We start from the raw sequence: 20,648 nt of genomic DNA on the forward strand, positions 1-20,648 counted from the left end.
GCACATTCAAGAGAATGTGCTTTCATGCGATTTATTTTGCTAAACGAACAACGTCGCGTGCAATCATGACTTCTTCATCAGTCGGAATGATCATGACTTTTACTGGAGAATGCGGATAGCTGATGAAAGCTTCCTCGCCGCGTACGTTATTAAGCGCAGTATCCCAGTATACGCCCATGAATTCTAAGCCGCGAAGAACGCGTTCTCTGACTTCCACACTGTTTTCACCGATGCCGGCAGTAAAGATGATCGCATCCACACCGCTCATTCTTGCAGCGTAAGAACCGATGTATTTGTGGATTCTGCTTGCGAAGACTTCAAGAGCCGTTTCCGCGCGCTCATTTCCTTCTTTTGTTGCTTCAACGATGTCACGAAGATCGCTTGAGAAACCGGAAATGCCGAGCAGGCCGCTTTTTTTATTTAATGTATTCAGTACTTCGTCAGCCGTTTGGCCTGTTTTCTCCATGATATATGGAATCAGGGCAGGGTCGATGTTTCCAGAGCGTGTACCCATTGCAACACCGGCAAGCGGCGTAAAGCCCATAGATGTATCAATTGATTTTCCGCCTTCAACAGCAGCGATACTTGCGCCGTTTCCAAGGTGGCAGGAAATCAGGCGTAAGTCTTTTAACGGACGGCCGAGAAGCTCTGCCGCGCGCTCAGTCACATATTTATGTGAAGTGCCGTGGAAGCCGTATTTACGGATGCCGAATTTTTCATAGTAGTCATACGGCAGGCTGTACAGGTAAGACTGCTCAGGCATTGTTTGGTGGAATGCCGTATCAAAAACAGCAACCGCAGGAACATTTGGAAGCACTTCTTTGAACGCTTTAATTCCAACGATATTTGCCGGGTTGTGAAGCGGTGCCAATTCAGAAATATCTTCAATTTCCTGAATGGTTTCATCCGTTAATAAGACAGAATCGCTGAATTTTTCTCCGCCGTGAACGACACGGTGGCCAATTCCGTCAATTTCGTTTAAATCTTTAATAATGCCGAATTCCGTTAGCTTACTCAGCAGCATTTTAACCGCTACAGCATGATCCGGAATATCAGTTACTTCTGTATTTTTTTCGCCGTTTACAGAAATCGTGAATACGCTATCGGCGATACCAATTCGTTCAACTAAACCCTTCGTTAAAACAGTTTCTGAAGGCATTTCGAAAAGCTGAAATTTCAAAGACGAGCTTCCTGCGTTAATTGCAATAATTTTGGACATGATTGACGCTCCTTTATACTCTGTATCAACAACTTCGTTTTCGTACTTTTTTCCCGGTGAATATCTTTATCTTCTCCGAAAAATATCTGACTTTTCCATTTAAACATTGTCATGTCGGCATTTCAAGTCAACTTGTATATTGGTAACGCTTACACTTAGAAGTCGTTATTTTCTGATATATTATCTGCAGATTTCGTATTGATGAACGCTTACATGTTGCGGTTTTTCCCTTCTGTATTTTGTGTTGTAAAGCTTGTTTCCATTCGTCTGTTCGGTCATCAAGCGTCATAATAAAAACAGCTTAGGTATCCATCGTATGACGGCTGCCTAAGCTGCTATTCGACATCTATTTTTCTTTTGTAACCCACGCATCTATTTGAGCCATCATATCAAGCGTTGCCTTCTGATTGGAGAAAGACGGAAGATTCGCAAGCAGAATTTGCCCCGGCGCTTTTGTCTCCTCTCCTTTTTTCTGAAGCACAAGAATGCTTTTGGCATGAGCCTCATCTTTAAATATCGATTTTGGGAGCTGCAAAAGGGCGTTGATATGAACCTTATCTTTGAAAAACTGTTTCAGCTTGTCGCTTTGAGAGCTCTCAAACAAATGATTCGGGATCATAAAAAATAAATAGCCACCCGGTTTGGTATGTTTGACGCTCTGTTCAATAAACAGATGATGTGCGAAGGAATGGCCTTCGTCCGCTTTGAGGTCAAACGCTTCTGCTCCTTCGTCATTCGGATAATAGCCGACCGGCAGATCGCATATTACCGTGTCAACAGGATCGATAAACAGCGGTTCAAGGCTGTCCTGATGGAAAAGCTCAAGCTCTTTTTTCAAAAGGTTCGCTTGGGCATACGCGATCTTTAAGAGCACGTCATCAATCTCAATTCCATAGCTATTGGCCGTTTTTTCAGACAGCTGGTTCAGCACGGTGAACAGAAGATTCCCCGTTCCCACAGCAGGATCAAGGATTGTCAGTTCCTTTTTGTCCGCCATAAACTTATTCACCAAATAACTGATGAATAGCCCAATCGTGTCAGGCGTCATCTGTCTGTTCGGATGGGAGATATCTTTCAGCCCTTTCAGGACGGATAGCTGAAAAGCTTTGCGCACCCATTCGTGCTCATAAGTGCCGAACTCCGCTTTCCCGAGCAAAGCCTGAAGCTGTTCGTTTTTCTTATCAGACAGTTTCAGCTGGTCGGTTTTTTCAAGAAAATACATTTCTCCCGCCTCAGCCAGCGCCTCTATATATGAAATTTGCCATTCATTCTTTATGATGATCGCGGCTTCGTCTAACAGCTCGTACACCGCGCCTACATTGTCTTTTTGCATATGTGTTCCTCCTTGCCATAAAAAAAGCTCCGGCGGCAGCCAGGAGCTTTTTCCCTGCTTACTTCACTAATGCCTTGGCAGCCTCAATAGGCTCCTCATAGTTCGGATGGTTTGTTGCTTCACTTACATATTCTGCGTAAACGACTTTTCCGCTCTCATCAAGGACGAATACGGAACGCGCAAGCAGACGAAGTTCTTTAATATACACACCGAACGCTTCGCCAAATGACATCTCTCTGTGGTCAGACAGCGTTTCCACTCTATCAATTCCGTTTGCGCCGCACCAGCGGGCTTGTGCAAAGGGAAGGTCTGCACTGATTGTGTAGACGTTGACATCTCCAAGCTTAGCTGCTTCTTCGTTAAAACGGCGTGTTTGCGCATCACAAACACCTGTGTCAATTGAAGGGATAACAGAAATAATCGTTACCTTTCCTTTCATATCAGCTAACGATTTTTCTTCAAGGCTGTTAGTCAGCACTGTGAAGTCAGGAGCTTGTTCTCCTACTTTCACTTCTTGTCCGATAAGTGTAACCGGACCGCCTTTAAATGTAATTTCAGCCATTATAATTCCTCCCTTTTGTATGTATGTCTCTATCATAGTAAAGTTTCCTGTAAACTGCAAAGTTTATGCCAAAAAAAAGTTAACTGCGGCGGCCGCAGTTAACCTTCTTTAATAATTCATATTGTTCATTTGGTTTTGATTTTGGCCCTGGCCTTGGTTCTTGTTATTTTTCTTGAACATTTGCTGGATGCGTTCAAGGGTTTGAGGGGCTGCGTCTAAGATTTTCTCAATCAAATGGGTATTTTCATCTAAATGAAGCATTCTAATTCCTGTCGATCCGACAATTAAAAACGCGATCGGCGTAATGGACACACCGCCCCCGCTTCCGCCTCCGAAAGGAAGTTTTTGTTCCCTTGTCTCATCGTCTTCCGATTTCTTTTCAGCCGGCTTTCCGCCAAACTCGCTTCCGCCTGCGGCGAAGCCGAATCCAACTTTAGAAACGGTTAAAATCACGCTTCCATCCGGCGTTTCAACCGGATCTCCGATGATGGTGTTAACATCAATCATTTCCTTCAAGTTTTCCATTGCGGTTTTCATTAAACCTTGGATGGGATGGTCTGCCATATACGCTTCCTCCTTAAACTGATGAATCATTCTTTGAAGTCATTCGGGACGACGGATTCTTCTTTAATACGGATAGCTCCCGTCCGTATTTGACGAATTTGAAAGCTGCAAGCATAGCATGTCCAAAGCGAAAAAAGAATATACACTGAAAGTGGGTTCTGGAGACAGGGACTTGAAATGACGGAATCACTTCATAGACGGGCTTATTGACAAAGTTCAGATGGTCATAAAGCATTGCAGCGATGCCGCCTTTCACACCCCAAACAGCACCTGTTAACACACCTGTCACTGCTGCGTCTTGAATTCCTACGATTGTAATCCATTCGAGTTTTGTAATATGTAAATGCGCCAGAAAAGACGCGCTGATTTTCCGCAAATTTTTGACCTGATGCAAAATCATTTCGATTCTATGAATGCTTTGCTGCACATCATCAAACGTAATTTTTTTCTCGCTGCTGCTTTTTTTCACTTTGGATTTTGTTTTTTGTTTGATATCAACTGTTCCGTCAGCTTTGTTCACCTTAATGGCCGGGATCATTTTTTTGATCCGGATCAGGCCAAACAGCGCTGTGATCTTCAAGGTCAGTTTGTCGTTATCATCAGCATGAAGATACTCAACAGCAACATACATTTTCATTCTGAGAAGCAGCACGATACCTATAAGAATAAGAATGGCTGTCAGCACATATACCATATTCTCTCACTTCCTCTAGGAGCATTATCGCCAATTCAGAAAAAAATAAACCCGGACGAGGTCCGGGTTTATCGGTTATTTACGATATAGTTTTTCATGCACCACAGTCGTATCCGCAATGTAATCATGAATCCCCTGTTTTGTAGGCGAAAAAGCAACAACGATATATAGAATCCAAATCTTATCAATATACCGTCCGACTACTTCACGAAAAATCACTGTACTCCATGTCAGCTGATGATCATGCTTCACGGAAACCACTTTGAGGCCGAATACCATTTTTCCAAGCGTCTGCCTAAAGAACTTTGTCATCAGCGCAAAATAGGCAAGATACACAATAAGCGTAGTCACACTGTAGGCCGAGAAGGTAAACATGCCGGATGTTTTCGGCAGATCCATTACGGTAAAGAGGGGAGAAACAAGTAAATGGTTTAATCCCCATACAACGAGCCAATCAAGCAAAAAAGCCCAGAAACGAACCCAAAAGCCCGCATAAGCATGTGTAAGCTGCTCCGCTTCTAGCGGGCCTTTGAAGTCATTGCGCTCTAACTCTTCATAAGTCACATCCATTATAGACCCCTCCTACTTCGCATAGAGATACATCATTCTCGGCGAACCAGATTGTGAAAGGATTTCTTTCATATTCAGAAAATCGATTTCACTCTTAAACATTTTGTTGGCGCCCATGGAAAACAGCGAGCCTAACCCGAAGCTTTTCTCGTAAGAAATGACAGAGGCGCTTTTCAAATCTTTATGATCCTTTTTCATCGCTGAAATGGTATCGTCATAAAAACCAAGCTCATCAACGAGATTCAGTTTTTTCGCCTGCCGACCGTCATATACGCGTCCGTCCGCAATTTTCTTTACCTCTGCTTTCGGCATGCCGCGGCCTTCAGAAATGACTTCAACAAAACCTTCATAAGAATTATCGACCATTGATTGCATGATGTTCTTTTCTTCTTTCGTCATCTCACGGGAAGGAGACATAATATCCTTATGGGCCCCGCTCTTAATTGTTTCAAAAGAAATACCGAGCTTATCAGCAAGCTTTGCATAATTGACGCTTTCCATAATGACGCCAAGTGACCCGGTCAAGGTTTCCGGGGTGGCAAAAATCTTATCAGCCGCCGTTGAGATGTAATAGCCGCCGGATGCTGCCATCGATCCCATCGACACGTAAATCGGTTTTTTTGTTTCTTTCTTGATTTCTTCCAGCTTCTTATGTATTTCAGCACTTTCATAGACTCCGCCGCCCGGAGAATTCACCTTCAGTACGATTCCTTTAACTGCCTTGTCATCTTTTGCACGCTCAAGGTTTTTCAAAAACGTTCTGTGGTTATATCCCCCTGAACCGAGCAGACTGCTTGAATCCCCATTATCCTGAATGGTGCCGCTGACTTCCAATACAGCAATTTTACTTGTGAGACTGCCGTTTTCCAGGGTCTTTTCCTGCGATTCATCCGTCAGTGATGTGAGATCCGTTTGAGCGCCTTTGACGCTTTCAAAGAAACTCATTGAGATGCTGACGATGATGGAGACACCGAAAATACCCAAGGCAATCACTAATGCAATCCATCTTTTTGCATTCATTTTTTCTCCTCCTTTTTCCCAGACTCTCTCATTATACGGTTCAATATGAAAAATGTTTCATGTGATGAGAAAGCTCCTGCTTAACTGACTGCCGGCAAACATGGTACACTTATGGCCAAAGGTATTTTATCATAAATACTGGATAACAGAAAAACTTAAATATGACAGCTAAAGGGGAAATGGGATATGACCGATCAACGCCGTAATGTTTATTTTTTTCACAAACAAGACCAGAAAACAAACGAACAAGCCAGCTCGTTAACACAATTGGCTGAAGAGCATGGATTTACAGTTGTGAATCAGCCATCAGACGCCAATATTATCGCAAGTATTGGCGGGGACGGCACATTTTTGCAAGCAGTCAGAAAGACGAATTTCCGTGACGATTGCTTGTACGTCGGCATTACCAAAAAAGGGAAAGCTCATTTATATTGTGACTTTCATAGTGATGATCACGGAAAAATGGTCGATGCAATGACGTTTGAACAAATAGAAGTCAGAAAATATCCGCTGATTGAAGTGACAGTGGACAACGCCAGCCCTTTTCACTGCTTAAACGAGGTTTCCATCCGTTCAAGCATTATTAAGACCTTTGTGATGGATGTGCTGATTGATGACCTGCACTTCGAAACGTTTAGAGGAGACGGCATGATTATCTCAACGCCGACAGGCAGCACCGCATATAACAAGTCCGTTGCAGGAGCAGTTGTTGATCCGCTGCTTCCATGCATTCAGGTCTCTGAGCTTGCATCTCTTAACAATAACACCTATAGGACACTAGGCTCGCCATTTGTCCTCAGTTCTGACCGAAAGCTGACCCTTCGCGTGATGCAAGACGGCAATGAACACCCAATTATCGGCTTGGACAATGAAGCACTCAGCACGAGAAACGTGAAAACGATCGAAATCAAACTGTCTGACAAAAAAATCAAAACAGTCAAACTAAAAGACAATTCTTTTTGGGAGAAAGTGAAGCGCACTTTTTTATAGAAAATGAAAAGGACAGGCTGCCGCCTGTCCTTTCAGATTGTTGACAAAGTCATAAAACGGTTTTTGTTTTATGACTTTGTCATCTTTTCAGCGTGATTGAAAACCCTTGAAGTCTAGGAAGGACGAGCATTGGAGCACAGCGAATGTAGCAATTCGTGAGCACCAACGCGCAGGACTGACAACGAATGCGAGGGTTTGTCGACACGCTGAAAGGACAGGCTTCCGCCTGTCCTTTTATGATTTCTCATATACAATTTGACCGTTGATTACGGTCTTGTTAATGTCCAAAAGATGAAGCTGTGCAGGGTCAATTGTAAATGGGTCATCGCTGAGAACCGTAAAATCCGCATCATAGCCCTCTGCAATTTTCCCTCGTGACTTCTCTTTATAAATGATCTTGGCGCTTCCTTTTGTATAGAGCTCAATCGCTTCATACACCGTTAAACATTCGCTTTCATGATAGCTCGGCCCGTTCTTCTCATGGCTGCTTTTCCGGAGCACCGCGGATTGAATGCCAAGAAGCGGGTCAACAGGCTCAATCGGTGCGTCTGAGCCTCCCGCGCATAACATGCCTTTAGACAGCAGCGTTTTCCACGCAAAAGCTGTGTTCATTCGGTCTTTTCCAAGACGGTCAATGACCCACGGAAAATCACTGGCGACGAAATGGGGCTGAAGGTCAAGCGCGATCGGCATGCGTGCCGCTTTTTCGATTAATTCATCATTGAGCACCTGAGCGTGAATGAGCCGATCATGCCGGCCGCTTTTTGGCGGATGCTTTTCAATTGCGTTCAGCACTTTTTCAAACGCAAGATCACCGATTACATGAACGGCAACCTCCATGCCTTTTTCTCTCGCTTTTCGAATGAGCCGGCCAAGGGTTTCGTCATCATGAACTTGAACACCATTAGTGGATGGATCGTCGTGATATGGTTCTTTCAATAAAGCCGTTCTTCCGCCAAGCGCCCCGTCAGCAAAAATTTTCATCGCACCGAATTCCACATACGGGCCCGACGGCTGCTCCAGACGCTCCCAGCGATCAACCGCTTCATGATGAACGAGCAAATGACAGCGAAACGGATACCTTCCGCTTGCGGCAGCTTTCTCATAAGCTTTTATCGGCACCGACACATCACCATAATAGGACAAGTCTTCCGAATGTCCCCCCGTCAGGCCTTTTGTCCAGCAGTCTTTTATTGCAGCTGTAAGCGCCTCATCAACATATTGCTGGGAGACTGGCGGGACAGCCTTCAGAATGAGATCCTGCGCCTTGTCAAACAGAAGCCCGGTCGGCTCACCATTTGCATCTTTTACGATGACCCCTCCGTCAGGGTCAGGAGTGTGTCTTGTAATCCCTGCCGCTTGAAGAGCCGCAGAATTAACAGTCAGCGCATGCCGGCATATTCGCTTAAGCAAGACGGGTCTCTCTGGAAATAAACGGTCAAGATCATGCTTTGTCAAATAGTCCGGTGTCTCAAATTGATTTTCATTCCATCCTTCTCCAATGAGCCAATCGCCTTCAGGACACTGCCGTTCTCTTTCCTTCACTGCCTGTACAATAGCTTCTTTAGACGTCAGCGCAGACAGATCAAGCTGAAGCTGTTTCTCACCGTGACCGATTAAATGCAAATGGCTGTCGACAAATCCGGGAAACATCACTGCCCCGTTCAGACTGATTTCTTCTGTTTCCGGAGACCCGTACTTTTTCTTCAGATGCTCATAGCTCCCAGTGCTTTTTATGACACCATCCTCAACATAAACCGCCTCTGTACGATCGCCTTCTTCGAGCATCGTATAAATGAAACCGCCGTGCCATATCGCCTTCACTTCACGTTCACTCTCTTTCTTCTACGCCTTTTTATTGGCTTTGAGCTGTTCTTCACGTTTTCTTAATTCCACGCGTCTGATTTTTGCAGAAGCCGTTTTCGGCAGGCTCTCCACAAATTCAATTTCTCGAGGATATTTGTATGGAGCCGTGATGGTCTTCACATGGTTTTGCAGCTTTTTGACAAGCTCATCACTGCGTTTTTCATGATCTTGCAGGACAACGTACGCCTTAACGATCGAGCCTCTGATTTCATCGGGGCTTGCAACAACAGCACATTCTTTTACTTCAGGGTGCTTAACGAGCGCGTCTTCCACTTCGAATGGCCCGATCGTGTAGCCGGAGCTGATGATGATATCATCATTTCGGCTTTCAAACCAGAAATAACCTTCCTCGTCTTTTTTTGCTCTGTCTCCTGTTAGGAAATAATCACCGCGAATTTGTGTCTTCATTCTGTCCGGATCTTTGTAATATTCTTTAAAGAGTGCCGGCGTGCTAAGGTGGACAGCGATATCGCCAACTTCGCCAGTTTTACAGATTTCACCGTCTCCATCAATGATCTCCACCTGATTTCCCGGTGTCGGTTTTCCCATGCTTCCCGGTTTAATATCCATGTCTTTTAAGACACCGACTAAAAGCGTGCTTTCTGTTTGGCCGTATCCGTCCCGAACTTTAATGCCGAAGTGCTTTTGGAACACATCAATGACTTCACGATTGAGCGGCTCGCCTGCAGAAACGGCGCTGTGCAAAGCAGAAAGGTCATAGCGGTCCAAGCCTTCGACTTTCGCCATTAAGCGGTATTCCGTCGGCGTACAGCAGAAGACATTGACTTTGTAGCGGTTTAACAGTTCTAAATATTTTTCTGCTTTGAATCTGCCTTGGTACACAAAACCCGTTGCTCCACTGCCGAGCACCGCTAAAAATGGGCTCCACACCCACTTTTGCCAGCCTGGGGCAGCAGTCGCCCAGACGATATCCTTTTCAGAAATATCAAGCCAAGCGCCGGCAGATGTTTTTAAATGAGCAAATGCCCAACCGTGCGTATGTACAACACCTTTAGGCTGACCTGTTGTTCCGGAGGTATAAGATAAAAATGCCATATCTTCCCTAGTTGTGTCAGCCGTTTGAAATTGGCTTCCGTCCGCTTCAATCGATAAGAGATTTTTCCAGCCGGCCTCGTTTTCGCCAATAGACAGCTTAATCAGTTTGTCAGCTGTACTGACATCACGGAAAGCGCCAATAAACGCAGAATAGACAATAGCGCCTTTCACTTCCGCGTGTTCTATCCGGTATTCAAGATCTTTCGCACGAAGCATTTCAGAGCACGGGATGACAACCATTCCTGATTTCAGGATAGCCAGATAAACAGCATAGGCTTCGAGCACCCGCGGAACCATTACAATCACCTTGTCGCCCTTTTTAAATCCAAGGTCAGCCAAAGCCGCTCCGATTTTATTTGTTTCTTCCATCAGCTTTTCGTATGACCAGGATTCTTGCTTGCCAGTCTCATCCTCCCATAGAAGAGCGGTTTTTTGTCCAGCCGCACTGAACTTTTCCATTTCATTGACTAAATTATATTGCATAGGGGCAATTAAATCTTCTCGTTTTAACACGAACAACTCCTCACTTTCTCCACCCATTATACATAAATACAAGCTCTTTCCGTAAGGATTTGCCTAAAAACAAGCTCGATAAACATGTGTTTTTATAGGTCGCTGGTCCTTTTATGTATATAAAAACGAAAAAGAGTGGGGAAAAACCCCACTCCTAAGCCATTATGTGAAATTGTAAATTAGAATTGTCCTCCGCCCATGTTTTGTTGAGCAAAAGATACAAGACGTTTTGTGATCTCTCCTCCAACAGAACCGTTAGCGCGAGAAGTTGTGTCCGCTCCAAGGTTTACACCGAATTCAGAAGCGATTTCTAATTTCATTTGGTCGATCGCTTGAGCAGCTCCTGGTACTAGAAGTTGGTTACTGCTGTTACCGTTTTGACTGTTTTGTGCCATGTGTCTCACCTCCTTGTGAGTATAGATTGTGTTAAAACACATGGCTTCATTCAGAAAAACTTTGGTAATTGTAGACAGGGAGCTGGGCTGACCTAAAAGAGTTCCGCGAATTTATCGTTTGCTTCTAGTTCGCTATACAGCGTCATGGTCTCAATGTTTTCAACCGCTTCTTGGATAAACGGTTCGAAATCAACAAAGCTTTCATAGTGTTCGATTTTTTCTTTTTTAGGACGTGTTTTCGGGCTTGGCGGCGTAAAGATCGTGCAGCAGTCTTCAAACGGCTGAATGCTTGTCTCGTATGTGCCGATTTCCCGTGACTTTTCGATGATGTCTGTTTTATCCATGCCGATTAACGGACGCAAAATCGGGGTTGACGTCACCGCATTTATCGCATACATGCTTTCAAGCGTTTGGCTCGCTACCTGGCCGAGGCTCTCTCCTGTAATGATCGCAAGCCCGTTTCTCTTTTCTCGGATTCTGTCAGCAATTTGAAGCATAAGGCGGCGGGTTGCCGTCATTGTGTAGTTCTCAGGGATTTGTTTTTGGATGAGCTCCTGCGTTTTTGTAAACGGAACGATATGAAGCGTCATGCTTCCCCCAAAGCGGGACAAACATTTTGCCAGGTCCATTACCTTTTGCTTTGCGCGCTCGCTTGTGTATGGCGGACTGAAGAAATGTACAGCTTCTACCGACAGTCCCCGTTTCATCGCATAAAAACCTGCCACAGGGCTGTCAAAACCGCCGGAAAGCATGAGCATCGCTTTGCCTGCTGAATCAACTGGCAGTCCGCCTGCACCTTTTTCATCGCGAATCGTCAAAAAAGTCGCTTCCTCCCTGATTTCGATTCTGAGCGGAATATCAGGGTTGCGGACATCGACTGTCAGTCCTTCTGTATGTCTCAAAATGTGGCCGCCGATTTCAGCGTTCATTTCGTTTGTATCTAATTCAAATTGTTTATACGCTCTCTTTGTCGCCACTTTAAACGTATCACCGGGCTGATACTGATCCTCAATAGCCTGCAGAGCAGTTGCCTTAATCTCATCTAGGCGGCTGTCACATTTAATCGCCAGGCTGAAGCTTTGAATGCCAAACACCTGCTTTAAATGAGGAAAAAGAGCCTCCGGATCTTCTCCATTTAATGTAATCGTCATCCGGTCCCGATTGGAAAAGTATTTCAAGTTCGGATAGTCTTTCAAAACGAGTCTGACGTTTTGCTTTAAGCGCTCAATAAAGCTTTTTCTGTTTTTGCCTTTGGTTGAAATTTCCCCAAAACGAATTAATATATGATCGTAATTCATGTTCTACCTCATCATTTTCTTTAATTTTTTGATGCCAGGACGGAGCGCGCTCATAAACGGTTCTGCCACATCGCTTGTCTGGCTGTAGTTTAAGCTGATTCTGATGCTGCTGCCGGCAATTTGCTCTCCCTTGCCCATCTGCAGGAGAACTTTGCTGGGCTTATGCTCTTTTGCCGAGCAGGCCGAAGTGGTTGAGACGAATATATCCTGTTCTTCAAGCATGTGCAAAAGCACCTCTGCTTTAATCCCCGGAACAGAGAAATTAATAATGTGCGGCGCACTATTTATGTGTGGCGTGTTGACCACAACGCCTTCGGTTTCACTCAGCTTTATCATAAACAATTCCTTCGCGGCTGCCATCGTGTCAAGGCGTGTTTCAAAATCAGCAGCGGCAAGATTAATGGCTTTGGCAAGCGAAACCGCGCCCGCAATATGCTCCGTTCCGGCCCGTATGCCTTTTTGCTGGGAGCCCCCTGTGATCAACGGAATCAAGCGTGTTCCTTCTTTTACGATAAGCGCGCCTGTCCCTTTTAGGCCGTGAAATTTATGCCCGGAAATCGAACAAAGATCAATGCCTGCCTTTTCAATGGCCAATGGCACTTTATAGATGCCCTGCACATAATCGACGTGAAACAAAATGTTCGGGTGCTCTTTCAGCACTTCACCCGCTTCTTCAATCGGCTGTACGGAACCGACTTCATTGTTCACATGCATCATGCTGACAAGCACTGTATCAGGGCGTATGGCTTGTTTCAGTTCTTCAATTGAGACAAATCCGTCTTCGTTCACTGAAAGATAAGTGACGTCAAACCCGAATAACTCTGTCAGCTGTTCTAATGATTCCGTAACAGATGGATGCTCGATCGAAGTGGCAATGATATGTTTGCCTGCTTTTATTTTTGACAAAGCGGCTCCTTTTAAAGCCAAGTTATTAGCTTCTGTAGCGCCTGACGCAAAGATAATATCATAATTCTTTAGGCCTAAGGCTCTTTTTATCTGATGTTTAGCTGCCTGAAGCAGCTGTTCCGTTTCAGCTCCATACCGGTGCAAAGATGAAGGATTTCCAAAGTATCGTCTGCTTGTTTGTTCATATGTGTCCAAGACTTCGTCGTAAGGTTTAGTCGTTGAACTATTGTCTAAATATAACATCTTTTTACTCCTTTAATATGAAAGCGATACAAAACTAATTTTATATGTTACCATAACAAATTAGTGCTGAAAAAGTAAATAAAATTACTATTGACTTCTTCATACATTCACCTATAATTAGATTTGTTACTTTCGTCATATTATCTGATAATTAATTGACAGAATATTCTACCATAGGGAAATTAGGAGGATTTATACGTTATGAAATCATCACTCTCAGCCAAGGAAACGATCGCCATCGGGCTTATGCTTTTCGCTTTGTTCTTTGGCGCAGGAAATATGATATTTCCGCCGGAACTTGGACAAGCGGCCGGTGAACATGTTTGGAAAGCGATGACAGGGTTTCTCGTGACAGGTGTCGGCTTGCCGCTTTTAGGCGTAGTGGCTGTAGCATTAACAGGTACGGATGCCAAAGGCCTTGCTGATAAAGCACACCCCGTCTTTGGAACTATTTTTACAGTCGTTCTTTATTTAACAATCGGACCGCTGTTTGCGATTCCGCGAACAGGCACTGTCTCTTATGAAATTGCGGCTGTACCTTTTGTAGACGGCATGCCGGCATGGCTCACACTTCTGCTGTTTACGCTCGCTTTCTTTGCTATTACGTACTACCTGGCTTTAAATCCTACAAAGCTTGTTGACCGGATTGGTAAAGTGTTAACGCCTATTTTGCTTGCTGTTATTGCCATTTTAGTCATTAAGAGCATCGTGACACCAATGGGAGACATTCAGTCGCCTCATGAGGCGTATACTTCTGGATCAGTGTTTAAAGGATTTTTAGAAGGCTATAAAACAATGGATGCACTTGCTTCTATTGTGTTCGGAATTGTCGTTGTCAATGCCGTTAAGGACAGAGGCATCACCAATCGCAAATCAGTAGCTTCCGTATGTATTAAAGCGGGACTTGTTGCAGCAGCAGGACTCGGTCTTGTTTACGTTTCACTCGCCTATTTAGGAGCAACAAGCACAGAATCTATCGGACTGCTTGGTGCGGGCAGCAAAATTTTATCAGCATCATCACAGCATCTGTTCGGGTCTTTGGGAAATATCATTTTAGGTGTCGCAATCCTATTCGCGTGTTTGACAACAAGTATCGGCCTTGTCTCTTCATGCGGAAATTATTTCTCAAAGCTGATTCCTTCTTTATCTTATAAAGCTGTTGTAACGATTGTCACTGTGTTCAGTTTTATTATTTCTAACTTTGGGCTGTCGAATATCATTTTATTCTCAGTTCCTATTTTATCAGCTATTTATCCATTAGCAATTGTTATCATTTTGCTTTCGTTTATTGAAAAATCATTTAATGGCAGACGTGAAGTATATATTCTTTGCTTGATCGCCACTGGTATTTTTAGTATTATCGACGGCCTGAATGCCGCGAGCATTCCGCTCGGTTCTTTAAATAAAGTTCTCGGTCAATCGCTGCCGCTTTACAGTCTAGGATTCGGCTGGGTCCTCCCTGCTATCATTGGAGGCATTGCCGGTTATCTGATTACACTTATTGGTTCAAATAAAAAACCAGCTGATAACAACTAGTAAACGAAAAGCCTTTTTGGATGTACATCCAAAAAGGCTTTTTTATATTGGATACATATCAAAGGCCGAGCACTTCTGCTTCGGCCTTTGATATACACTTTATTGATATTGGTGCTCTTTTTTCTTTTGTGATTCTATTTTTTGAACAGCACCGGGAGAAGCTTTTTCAACTGCGGCTGCTGCAATTTCATACGCTTCATTGTAATCAAATTCATAAAAACGTCTTTCCGCTTCTTTCAGCTGTTCAGATAAAATATGATTCTGGCTTCTGAACCGGTTTCCGAACTGAATGATCTTTTCAATGAGGATTACCTGCTCGACAAGTTCCTCCGATTCCCGGCTTGCCCTGTTGACGATATCTTCCGCTTGTTTCAAATGGGCTCCGGCTTCTTCCATATTTAGTGGAAGTTCGTTCAGTTGGTTGACTGTTTCTTGAATGTGATGATACGCGTTTTCCAGCATCTCTTGAAGATGACTCGGAATGCCTGGAATATTGCTTGTCTTCAGCAATCTTGCCGTTTCAGAAATTGTTTTCTTCAAATTGCTGAGCGTCTCTCTCGCCTGAAGCTCCTCTTTTCTCAGCGCTTGCAGTTTTTCACGGTATTCAGCATGCTCTTTTTTCACTTCTTCAATCTGCTTCTCTATTGAAGCAACTTCTTCTACTAAAAGCGAGTAGGCGACATGCTCTGCATCGAGCTTATCTTTAACGGATGAGATCAGCTTGCCAATTTCCTCAAGGCGTTTTTCAAAAGCCTGCTGTTTGTCGAGCTCGCCAGCTGTCAGTCTGTAGCTTTCCTTCACCAGCTCAGTTTCCGCCTTTGTATGCCCTTCCTCTTCTTTCAGCTTGTCATAAGCAATGATCAATTCAGGCATTTTGCCTAGCACAGATTGGCCGGCTTCGACTTCACCCTCCAGCTGCTGATAAACAGATTGAATATTTTCATCAATGAGCTGCAGAATTGCGGACGCTTCATCAATATCCAGCTCAGTCAACAAGACATGTTCCGCCCGTTTCAACTGATTTGACAGACTTTCTAACTCCTTATCAAGCTGGATATGCTCAAGCTTATAGCCTTTTTCCTTCATTTCACGATAACCGTCCTTGAGCTTTGCAATCTGGCCGGGCACCGTCTGCTTGCAGTCAGCCAGCAGCTTAGGCACGTCATCTATATATGACTGAAGCCGTTCAAGATTGCGGTCCTGCTCAAGCAGAACTTTTCGTGCGGTAATATAGTTTCCGCCTTCTGTTTCTTCTTCATATTGTTTGATTCCGCTCCAAATCTCGTCAAGATCCTTTTCAAGGCTGTCATAAAGCTCACCGTAAAGATGGCTGTATGCCAGCAGGTTTTTCCGCGATTTTGAATAACGCTCTCTCACCTGCTCAATCTCTTCGCGGCTCTTTTCCTCACTTGTGACAAGGTCGCTGATTTCCCGCAGAATCTTTTCAATATTCGATTCCGCCGCCGTCAGCAAGTCGTCGATATGAACGAGCACTTGATTGGCCTTTTTAAACCGGTATTTGTCTGCATTTTCCTCGGCATCATAAAGGAGCTCTTCCACTTTCGGCATGTGGGCTGTGACAATCTCATCCCATTCTTCACGCCACTTTTCAAAGAACTCTTCTGTCTGACCCGTCATTTTTAAATGTTTAATTTTGGACATTTCTTCCACAATCGACCGGTTTAGAATTTCAATCTTCCACGATTCCAGCCGGTCGATTTCGGCGTAGATTTTTTTCCTGAAAAAGTAGCCCGCCGCAAACAGGGCAAGCAGTACAATTAATAATCCAATGACAAACTCCATAATGAGCCCCCTTGCTGTTAACCTTAATCTGTCAGGGTGTTTTATTTATTCAGAAAGATTTCAGGATATGTATTGAGAAAAACTGTCGTTTTCATTGTTATTATGATACCATGTAACCAACATTTTTTGACCAGAAATCAAAAACTTTTTATGCAAAATCGGCAGGATTTGACTATTTTTTCACGGGGTGACGCCAATGCAAAAGCGAGACGGGCATATTCACACACCATTTTGCCCTCACGGCTCAAACGACACACTCAGACAATATGCAGAAGAAGCCTTAAAAAAAGGCTTTCAATCGATTACTTTTACAGAACACGCCCCATTGCCGCCCTCTTTTGCTGATCCGACGCCGCTGAAAGACAGCGCGATGGCGCACGATTCTTTGGAACGCTATATCGATGACATTTCTTTATTAAAAAAAGAATATCGCGGACAGATTCATATACAGACGGGGCTTGAGGTCGATTATATTGCCGCATTTGAAGATGAAATCACATTATTACTGGACACATACGGTCCATATTTAGACGACAGCATTTTATCCGTTCATTTTTTGCGGGCAGGTTCTTCCTATCTGTGCCTTGATTATGATGAACATACCTTTAAAGAGCTGATTTCAGCCTGCGGAAGCATTGAAGCTGTATACGAGAAGTATTACCGCAGCATCTATTCTTCCATTGTAGCATCTCTCGGCAGTTATAAGCCAAAAAGAGTCGGTCACATCACACTCGTCCAAAAATTCATCAAGCTGTTTCCATACAGCATGTCTAAACAGATTCGCGGACTCGTTTCTCAGTGCCTGAATGCCATTGGTGAAAACGGAATGGCGCTCGACTTCAATACTTCCGGCTTACGAAAAACGTATGCAGGCGGCATTTATATCGAGGATTGGATGATAAATGAAGCGAAGCAAAAGAAGATCCCGCTTGTGTTCGGGTCTGATGCCCATCAAGCGGGAGATGTCGGATACGCTTATGAGACGTTTGTGAAGCAGGCTAATTGATAAGCGCCACGTCTCCTGTCCGGAAGACGCTTCTGATCCAAATCTTGATTTCTTCAAAATACATTTTATAAAAGTACGGCTCGTGCGGCTGCATGTAGAGCACTTCTGAAATATATTGAGGCTGGAGATAAGGCATCATCAAGAGAGATTTTAATTGGAGAATAAAATGAGGCAGCGGCAGGGTTAAATGTTCACTCTGTTTTTCTCCTTCCTCAATGATCAGCTGGAAGATATACTTTTCCTTCATTAAATATGTCGACATAATTTCCCTGATTAACGTGGAATCAATTGTGACTTCCCGGTAGACAAAACGAGTTAATTGACGATGAGTATGCTGATAGGATAAAATATCGAAAACCAATTGAAGAAGCTGTTCTTGCGTGCTTTGAGAAGAGATATTTCCCGCCGCTGTTTCAAGCGTTTGGCTGTAGCCTTCGTAAAATTCTGAAACTAGGTGTTCCATCAAACCTCCTTTGCCTTTAAAATAGTAGGAGATGTGCGCAACATTTACATCAGCTGACTTAGCGATTTCACGTACAGACGTGCCAGAAAATCCTTTTTGGTTAAAGAGCTTGACAGCAGATTCAATAATTTTGTCTTTGGTGCTTACTTTCATTCGGCTCACTCCTTCCTCTTGATACAATTCAAGCAGAAGGGCGCTGTTCCTGTAAGAACTTATCGACAAATGCCGGCAGAAAAGCCGGAACTTTGTTTTATATTATAGAAAAAGTGAGGGTTTTCCATGTTTCATGTCGAAAAACAATCTGGAGATAAAGAAAAAGACTATCAGCTTCTGCTCAAACAGCTCGAAGCCATGACCGAAGACGAAACAGATCCAATTGCAAACTATGCAAATGCCTCAGCGCTTCTTTATCATTCGCTGCCTGAAGTCAACTGGGCAGGCTTCTATTTTGCCAAAGAAGAGGATGGACAGCTTGTATTAGGACCGTTCCAAGGTCTGCCGGCATGTGTTCGGATTCCTTTCGGCAGAGGCGTTTGCGGCACAGCATATACAAACGGAAAAGTGGAGCGTGTCGAGGATGTAAACGCGTTTCCGGGACATATCGCATGCGATGCGGCGTCTCAATCAGAAATCGTGCTTCCCATTCATGTAGGCGGAAAAGTTGTCGGCGTCTTGGACATCGACAGCCCAGTAAAAAACCGTTTCGACGAAATTGATGAAACGTATTTATCACAGTTTGCCGAAACGCTTGAAAAAGCGTTAGCGCAATAATATAAAAAAGCCAAACTGCTATTGTTGCTTTTTATTATTTGATTGATTCGTGTATCATCAAGCGGTTTTTCCCGTTTCGTTTCGCGCTGTAGAGCGCTTCATCAGCCTCATGCACAAGCTCTTTCAGGGACTTTCTCGATTCTGCCGTCCAGCAGGAAATCCCGCATGAAATGGTCACCTCGGGTTTCGTGTTTTTTCTGACCGCATAAACCAGCCTCTCCGTAATCCGTTTTCCCGTCGCAACGGTCACATTTGGCAAGTAAATCGCCAGCTCCTCGCCTCCCCAGCGGGCGCCGACATCATGCTTTCGGATGTTGTTTTTCATCACCGAAGCAACTTGAATTAAAATCTCGTCTCCCGTCTGATGACCATACGTATCATTTACATTCTTGAAATTATCAATATCAACAAGGATAAAAACACCCTTTTGGTGGATTTTCATGCTGTATTGAATCTTTTCATCTAAATACACCCTTGAATACAGTTCAGTCAGCTGATCTGTTTTGACAAGATGCTCAAGACGGTCGCGAAGCATGGAATTGGTTACAGCCAATGTTGCGTGACGAATCAACGCTTGAAACAGCTTGTACATTTCAAATGTAAAAGCGTACAGTTCCTCTTTCAATAAAACCGCAAAGCCTAAAAGCCTGTCATTCTCAATCATCGGAACAGCCATCAGTGAACCATAGCCGGACTTTCCGAAAACAGACTGGCCATTTCCGATGAAAACCCCATTTTCCCCTTCATACAGTTTTTCTTTCACTTCATGATAAAAATCAGATGGCTTGGCTTCTTTAAAAAACGCTGTGCTGCCGGGCAGCAATGTCAGGTTTTCAAAATGGTCTATATGAAAGAAACCCACTTCCTCCGCCTGAAACGATTCTGCCATTCTCACAGCCAGATCATTCATCGTATCGGTCAGTGTCAGCCGCTGATTCAGGCGCCGTGACGTTTCATTAATCAATTCCAAATTTGCGATGCTTGCTTTGGATTGCTCATAGAGCTGGGCGTTTTCAAACGCTTTTCCCGCCGCATTTGCGATCAGCGACATTTCATCAAGATAGGCGTCATTAAGAAAAGTGCCGCACGCGCCTTCAGCCCTCAACACCCCGTACGTACCCTGCTGTCCTTTGATCGGAATGTAAGCGGAATATTCATTTTTACGCAAAATATCCCCGGATAAATACACTTTGAGTGCAAAGGAATCGGATTTTTCCCCTTCCATATACAATTCTTTTGCAGGAACACCTAAACATTGATCTTGATCGTGCGATATATAAAGAGAAAACTCAAAAAGAGAAAACGTGCGCGTTAAGCTTTCTAAAAGCTGCTTCAGCACTTCTGTCTGGTCAAGAAGTGAATGAAACAGCTCTGTCATTTTGTATATCTTTTTTTGATAGATCGTTTTGATATAAAGCCTTTCCTGTTTCATTGACTGGTGTAAAAATGATGAAACCACGTCGGGAAGCCCTTCAGGCATCTCTGCATCCTGCCTGCATGTCAAATGATAGCGCCTGTCATCGTTGTCCTCAATCAGATAAAATGAGGCGTTGATCTTCGAAGCGGAAAACCGCACTTCATCATCGGCCTGTGTTGAAACAGAGCCGCTGGATGGCGCCGGCGTAAGCGAAACACATAGAGACGAAAAATAGGTTTGAATAGCCGATGTCAGCCATATGAAAGAGTCTGTATAAGTGACTTTTTCGGATTTTGTTAATAAAAAGTCCAGCATATGATAATGAAAGGCGGATAATTGTTCTTTTGTTTGTTCTACCATGTTTTTATCACCTAAAAGTTTACTACTCATTTTTGTTTATTATATCATAAACGGCGAAGCAAT

General features: G+C 43.9%; 19 protein-coding genes. 4 read left to right on the forward strand and 15 right to left on the reverse strand.

What is annotated here, in order from left to right:
• Nucleotides 1–31: 31 nt before the first annotated feature.
• From SC79_RS08955 to sppA, 7 genes are all read right to left on the reverse strand, one after another.
• The gene (locus SC79_RS08955; RefSeq protein ID WP_010329666.1) at nt 32–1,219 is read right to left on the reverse strand and encodes an acetate kinase; all 1,188 of its coding nucleotides are present in this window, start codon (nt 1,217–1,219) and stop codon (nt 32–34) included.
• A 346-nt stretch (nt 1,220–1,565) separates the two neighbouring features.
• Nucleotides 1,566–2,552, reverse strand: a complete 987-nt coding sequence (locus tag SC79_RS08960; protein ID WP_039074754.1) for a class I SAM-dependent methyltransferase — start codon at nt 2,550–2,552, stop codon at nt 1,566–1,568.
• A gap of 58 nt (nt 2,553–2,610) precedes the next feature.
• Nucleotides 2,611–3,114 (reverse strand): thiol peroxidase, encoded by a 504-nt coding sequence (gene tpx, locus SC79_RS08965; protein WP_010329664.1) that lies wholly within the window; start codon nt 3,112–3,114, stop codon nt 2,611–2,613.
• A gap of 108 nt (nt 3,115–3,222) precedes the next feature.
• On the reverse strand, nt 3,223–3,678 hold the full coding sequence (ytfJ, locus tag SC79_RS08970) for a GerW family sporulation protein (RefSeq protein WP_003223504.1): 456 nt from the start codon (nt 3,676–3,678) through the stop codon (nt 3,223–3,225).
• Between the two features lie 13 nt (nt 3,679–3,691).
• Nucleotides 3,692–4,372, reverse strand: coding sequence for a DUF2953 domain-containing protein (locus SC79_RS08975; RefSeq protein ID WP_039074755.1), 681 nt, complete (start codon nt 4,370–4,372; stop codon nt 3,692–3,694).
• Between the two features lie 75 nt (nt 4,373–4,447).
• The gene (locus SC79_RS08980; protein WP_039074756.1) at nt 4,448–4,942 is read right to left on the reverse strand and encodes an RDD family protein; all 495 of its coding nucleotides are present in this window, start codon (nt 4,940–4,942) and stop codon (nt 4,448–4,450) included.
• 12 nt (nt 4,943–4,954) lie between these two features.
• The gene (gene sppA, locus SC79_RS08985) at nt 4,955–5,962 is read right to left on the reverse strand and encodes a signal peptide peptidase SppA (protein WP_039074757.1); all 1,008 of its coding nucleotides are present in this window, start codon (nt 5,960–5,962) and stop codon (nt 4,955–4,957) included.
• 186 nt (nt 5,963–6,148) lie between these two features.
• Here sppA and SC79_RS08990 point away from each other — a divergent pair, with 186 nt between their 5' ends.
• Nucleotides 6,149–6,952 carry an NAD kinase gene (locus tag SC79_RS08990; protein ID WP_010329661.1) on the forward strand — a complete coding sequence of 268 codons (804 nt, stop codon included), beginning with the start codon at nt 6,149–6,151 and terminating at the stop codon, nt 6,950–6,952.
• 234 nt (nt 6,953–7,186) lie between these two features.
• Here the strand turns inward: SC79_RS08990 and SC79_RS08995 are convergent, their stop codons facing one another.
• From SC79_RS08995 to SC79_RS09015, 5 genes are all read right to left on the reverse strand, one after another.
• Nucleotides 7,187–8,776: an amidohydrolase gene (locus SC79_RS08995; RefSeq protein ID WP_039074758.1), complete on the reverse strand. Its 1,590-nt coding sequence runs from the start codon at nt 8,774–8,776 to the stop codon at nt 7,187–7,189.
• Between the two features lie 21 nt (nt 8,777–8,797).
• A complete protein-coding gene (gene mbcS, locus SC79_RS09000) occupies nt 8,798–10,387 on the reverse strand; it encodes an acyl-CoA synthetase MbcS (protein ID WP_010329659.1) in 1,590 nt (529 codons plus the stop codon).
• A gap of 179 nt (nt 10,388–10,566) precedes the next feature.
• A complete protein-coding gene (locus SC79_RS09005; RefSeq protein ID WP_010329658.1) occupies nt 10,567–10,782 on the reverse strand; it encodes an alpha/beta-type small acid-soluble spore protein in 216 nt (71 codons plus the stop codon).
• Nucleotides 10,783–10,874: 92 nt separating this feature from the next.
• On the reverse strand, nt 10,875–12,080 hold the full coding sequence (gene thiI, locus SC79_RS09010; RefSeq protein WP_039074759.1) for a tRNA uracil 4-sulfurtransferase ThiI: 1,206 nt from the start codon (nt 12,078–12,080) through the stop codon (nt 10,875–10,877).
• Nucleotides 12,081–12,083: 3 nt separating this feature from the next.
• Complete coding sequence (locus SC79_RS09015; RefSeq protein WP_039074760.1) at nt 12,084–13,229, reverse strand: cysteine desulfurase family protein; 1,146 nt, start codon at nt 13,227–13,229, stop codon at nt 12,084–12,086.
• A 201-nt stretch (nt 13,230–13,430) separates the two neighbouring features.
• Here SC79_RS09015 and brnQ point away from each other — a divergent pair, with 201 nt between their 5' ends.
• Nucleotides 13,431–14,765, forward strand: a complete 1,335-nt coding sequence (gene brnQ, locus SC79_RS09020) for a branched-chain amino acid transport system II carrier protein (RefSeq protein WP_039074761.1) — start codon at nt 13,431–13,433, stop codon at nt 14,763–14,765.
• 99 nt (nt 14,766–14,864) lie between these two features.
• Here the strand turns inward: brnQ and ezrA are convergent, their stop codons facing one another.
• Nucleotides 14,865–16,568, reverse strand: coding sequence for a septation ring formation regulator EzrA (gene ezrA / locus SC79_RS09025; RefSeq protein WP_039074762.1), 1,704 nt, complete (start codon nt 16,566–16,568; stop codon nt 14,865–14,867).
• A gap of 196 nt (nt 16,569–16,764) precedes the next feature.
• Here ezrA and hisJ point away from each other — a divergent pair, with 196 nt between their 5' ends.
• Nucleotides 16,765–17,574, forward strand: a complete 810-nt coding sequence (gene hisJ, locus SC79_RS09030) for a histidinol-phosphatase HisJ (protein WP_039074763.1) — start codon at nt 16,765–16,767, stop codon at nt 17,572–17,574.
• Here hisJ and refZ read toward each other — a convergent pair.
• Nucleotides 17,567–18,190 carry a transcriptional regulator RefZ gene (refZ, locus tag SC79_RS09035; RefSeq protein WP_010329652.1) on the reverse strand — a complete coding sequence of 208 codons (624 nt, stop codon included), beginning with the start codon at nt 18,188–18,190 and terminating at the stop codon, nt 17,567–17,569. The genes hisJ and refZ overlap by 8 nt on opposite strands.
• Nucleotides 18,191–18,316: 126 nt before the next feature.
• Here refZ and SC79_RS09040 point away from each other — a divergent pair, with 126 nt between their 5' ends.
• A complete protein-coding gene (locus tag SC79_RS09040; protein WP_039074764.1) occupies nt 18,317–18,808 on the forward strand; it encodes a GAF domain-containing protein in 492 nt (163 codons plus the stop codon).
• 34 nt (nt 18,809–18,842) lie between these two features.
• Here SC79_RS09040 and SC79_RS09045 read toward each other — a convergent pair whose 3' ends face one another.
• Nucleotides 18,843–20,585, reverse strand: a complete 1,743-nt coding sequence (locus SC79_RS09045) for a diguanylate cyclase domain-containing protein (protein ID WP_039074765.1) — start codon at nt 20,583–20,585, stop codon at nt 18,843–18,845.
• Nucleotides 20,586–20,648 lie beyond the last annotated feature (63 nt).

It is taken from the genome of Bacillus sp. MSP13 (genome assembly GCF_000815295.1).
In the GTDB taxonomy this organism is placed as follows: Bacteria; Bacillota; Bacilli; order Bacillales; family Bacillaceae; genus Bacillus; species Bacillus vallismortis.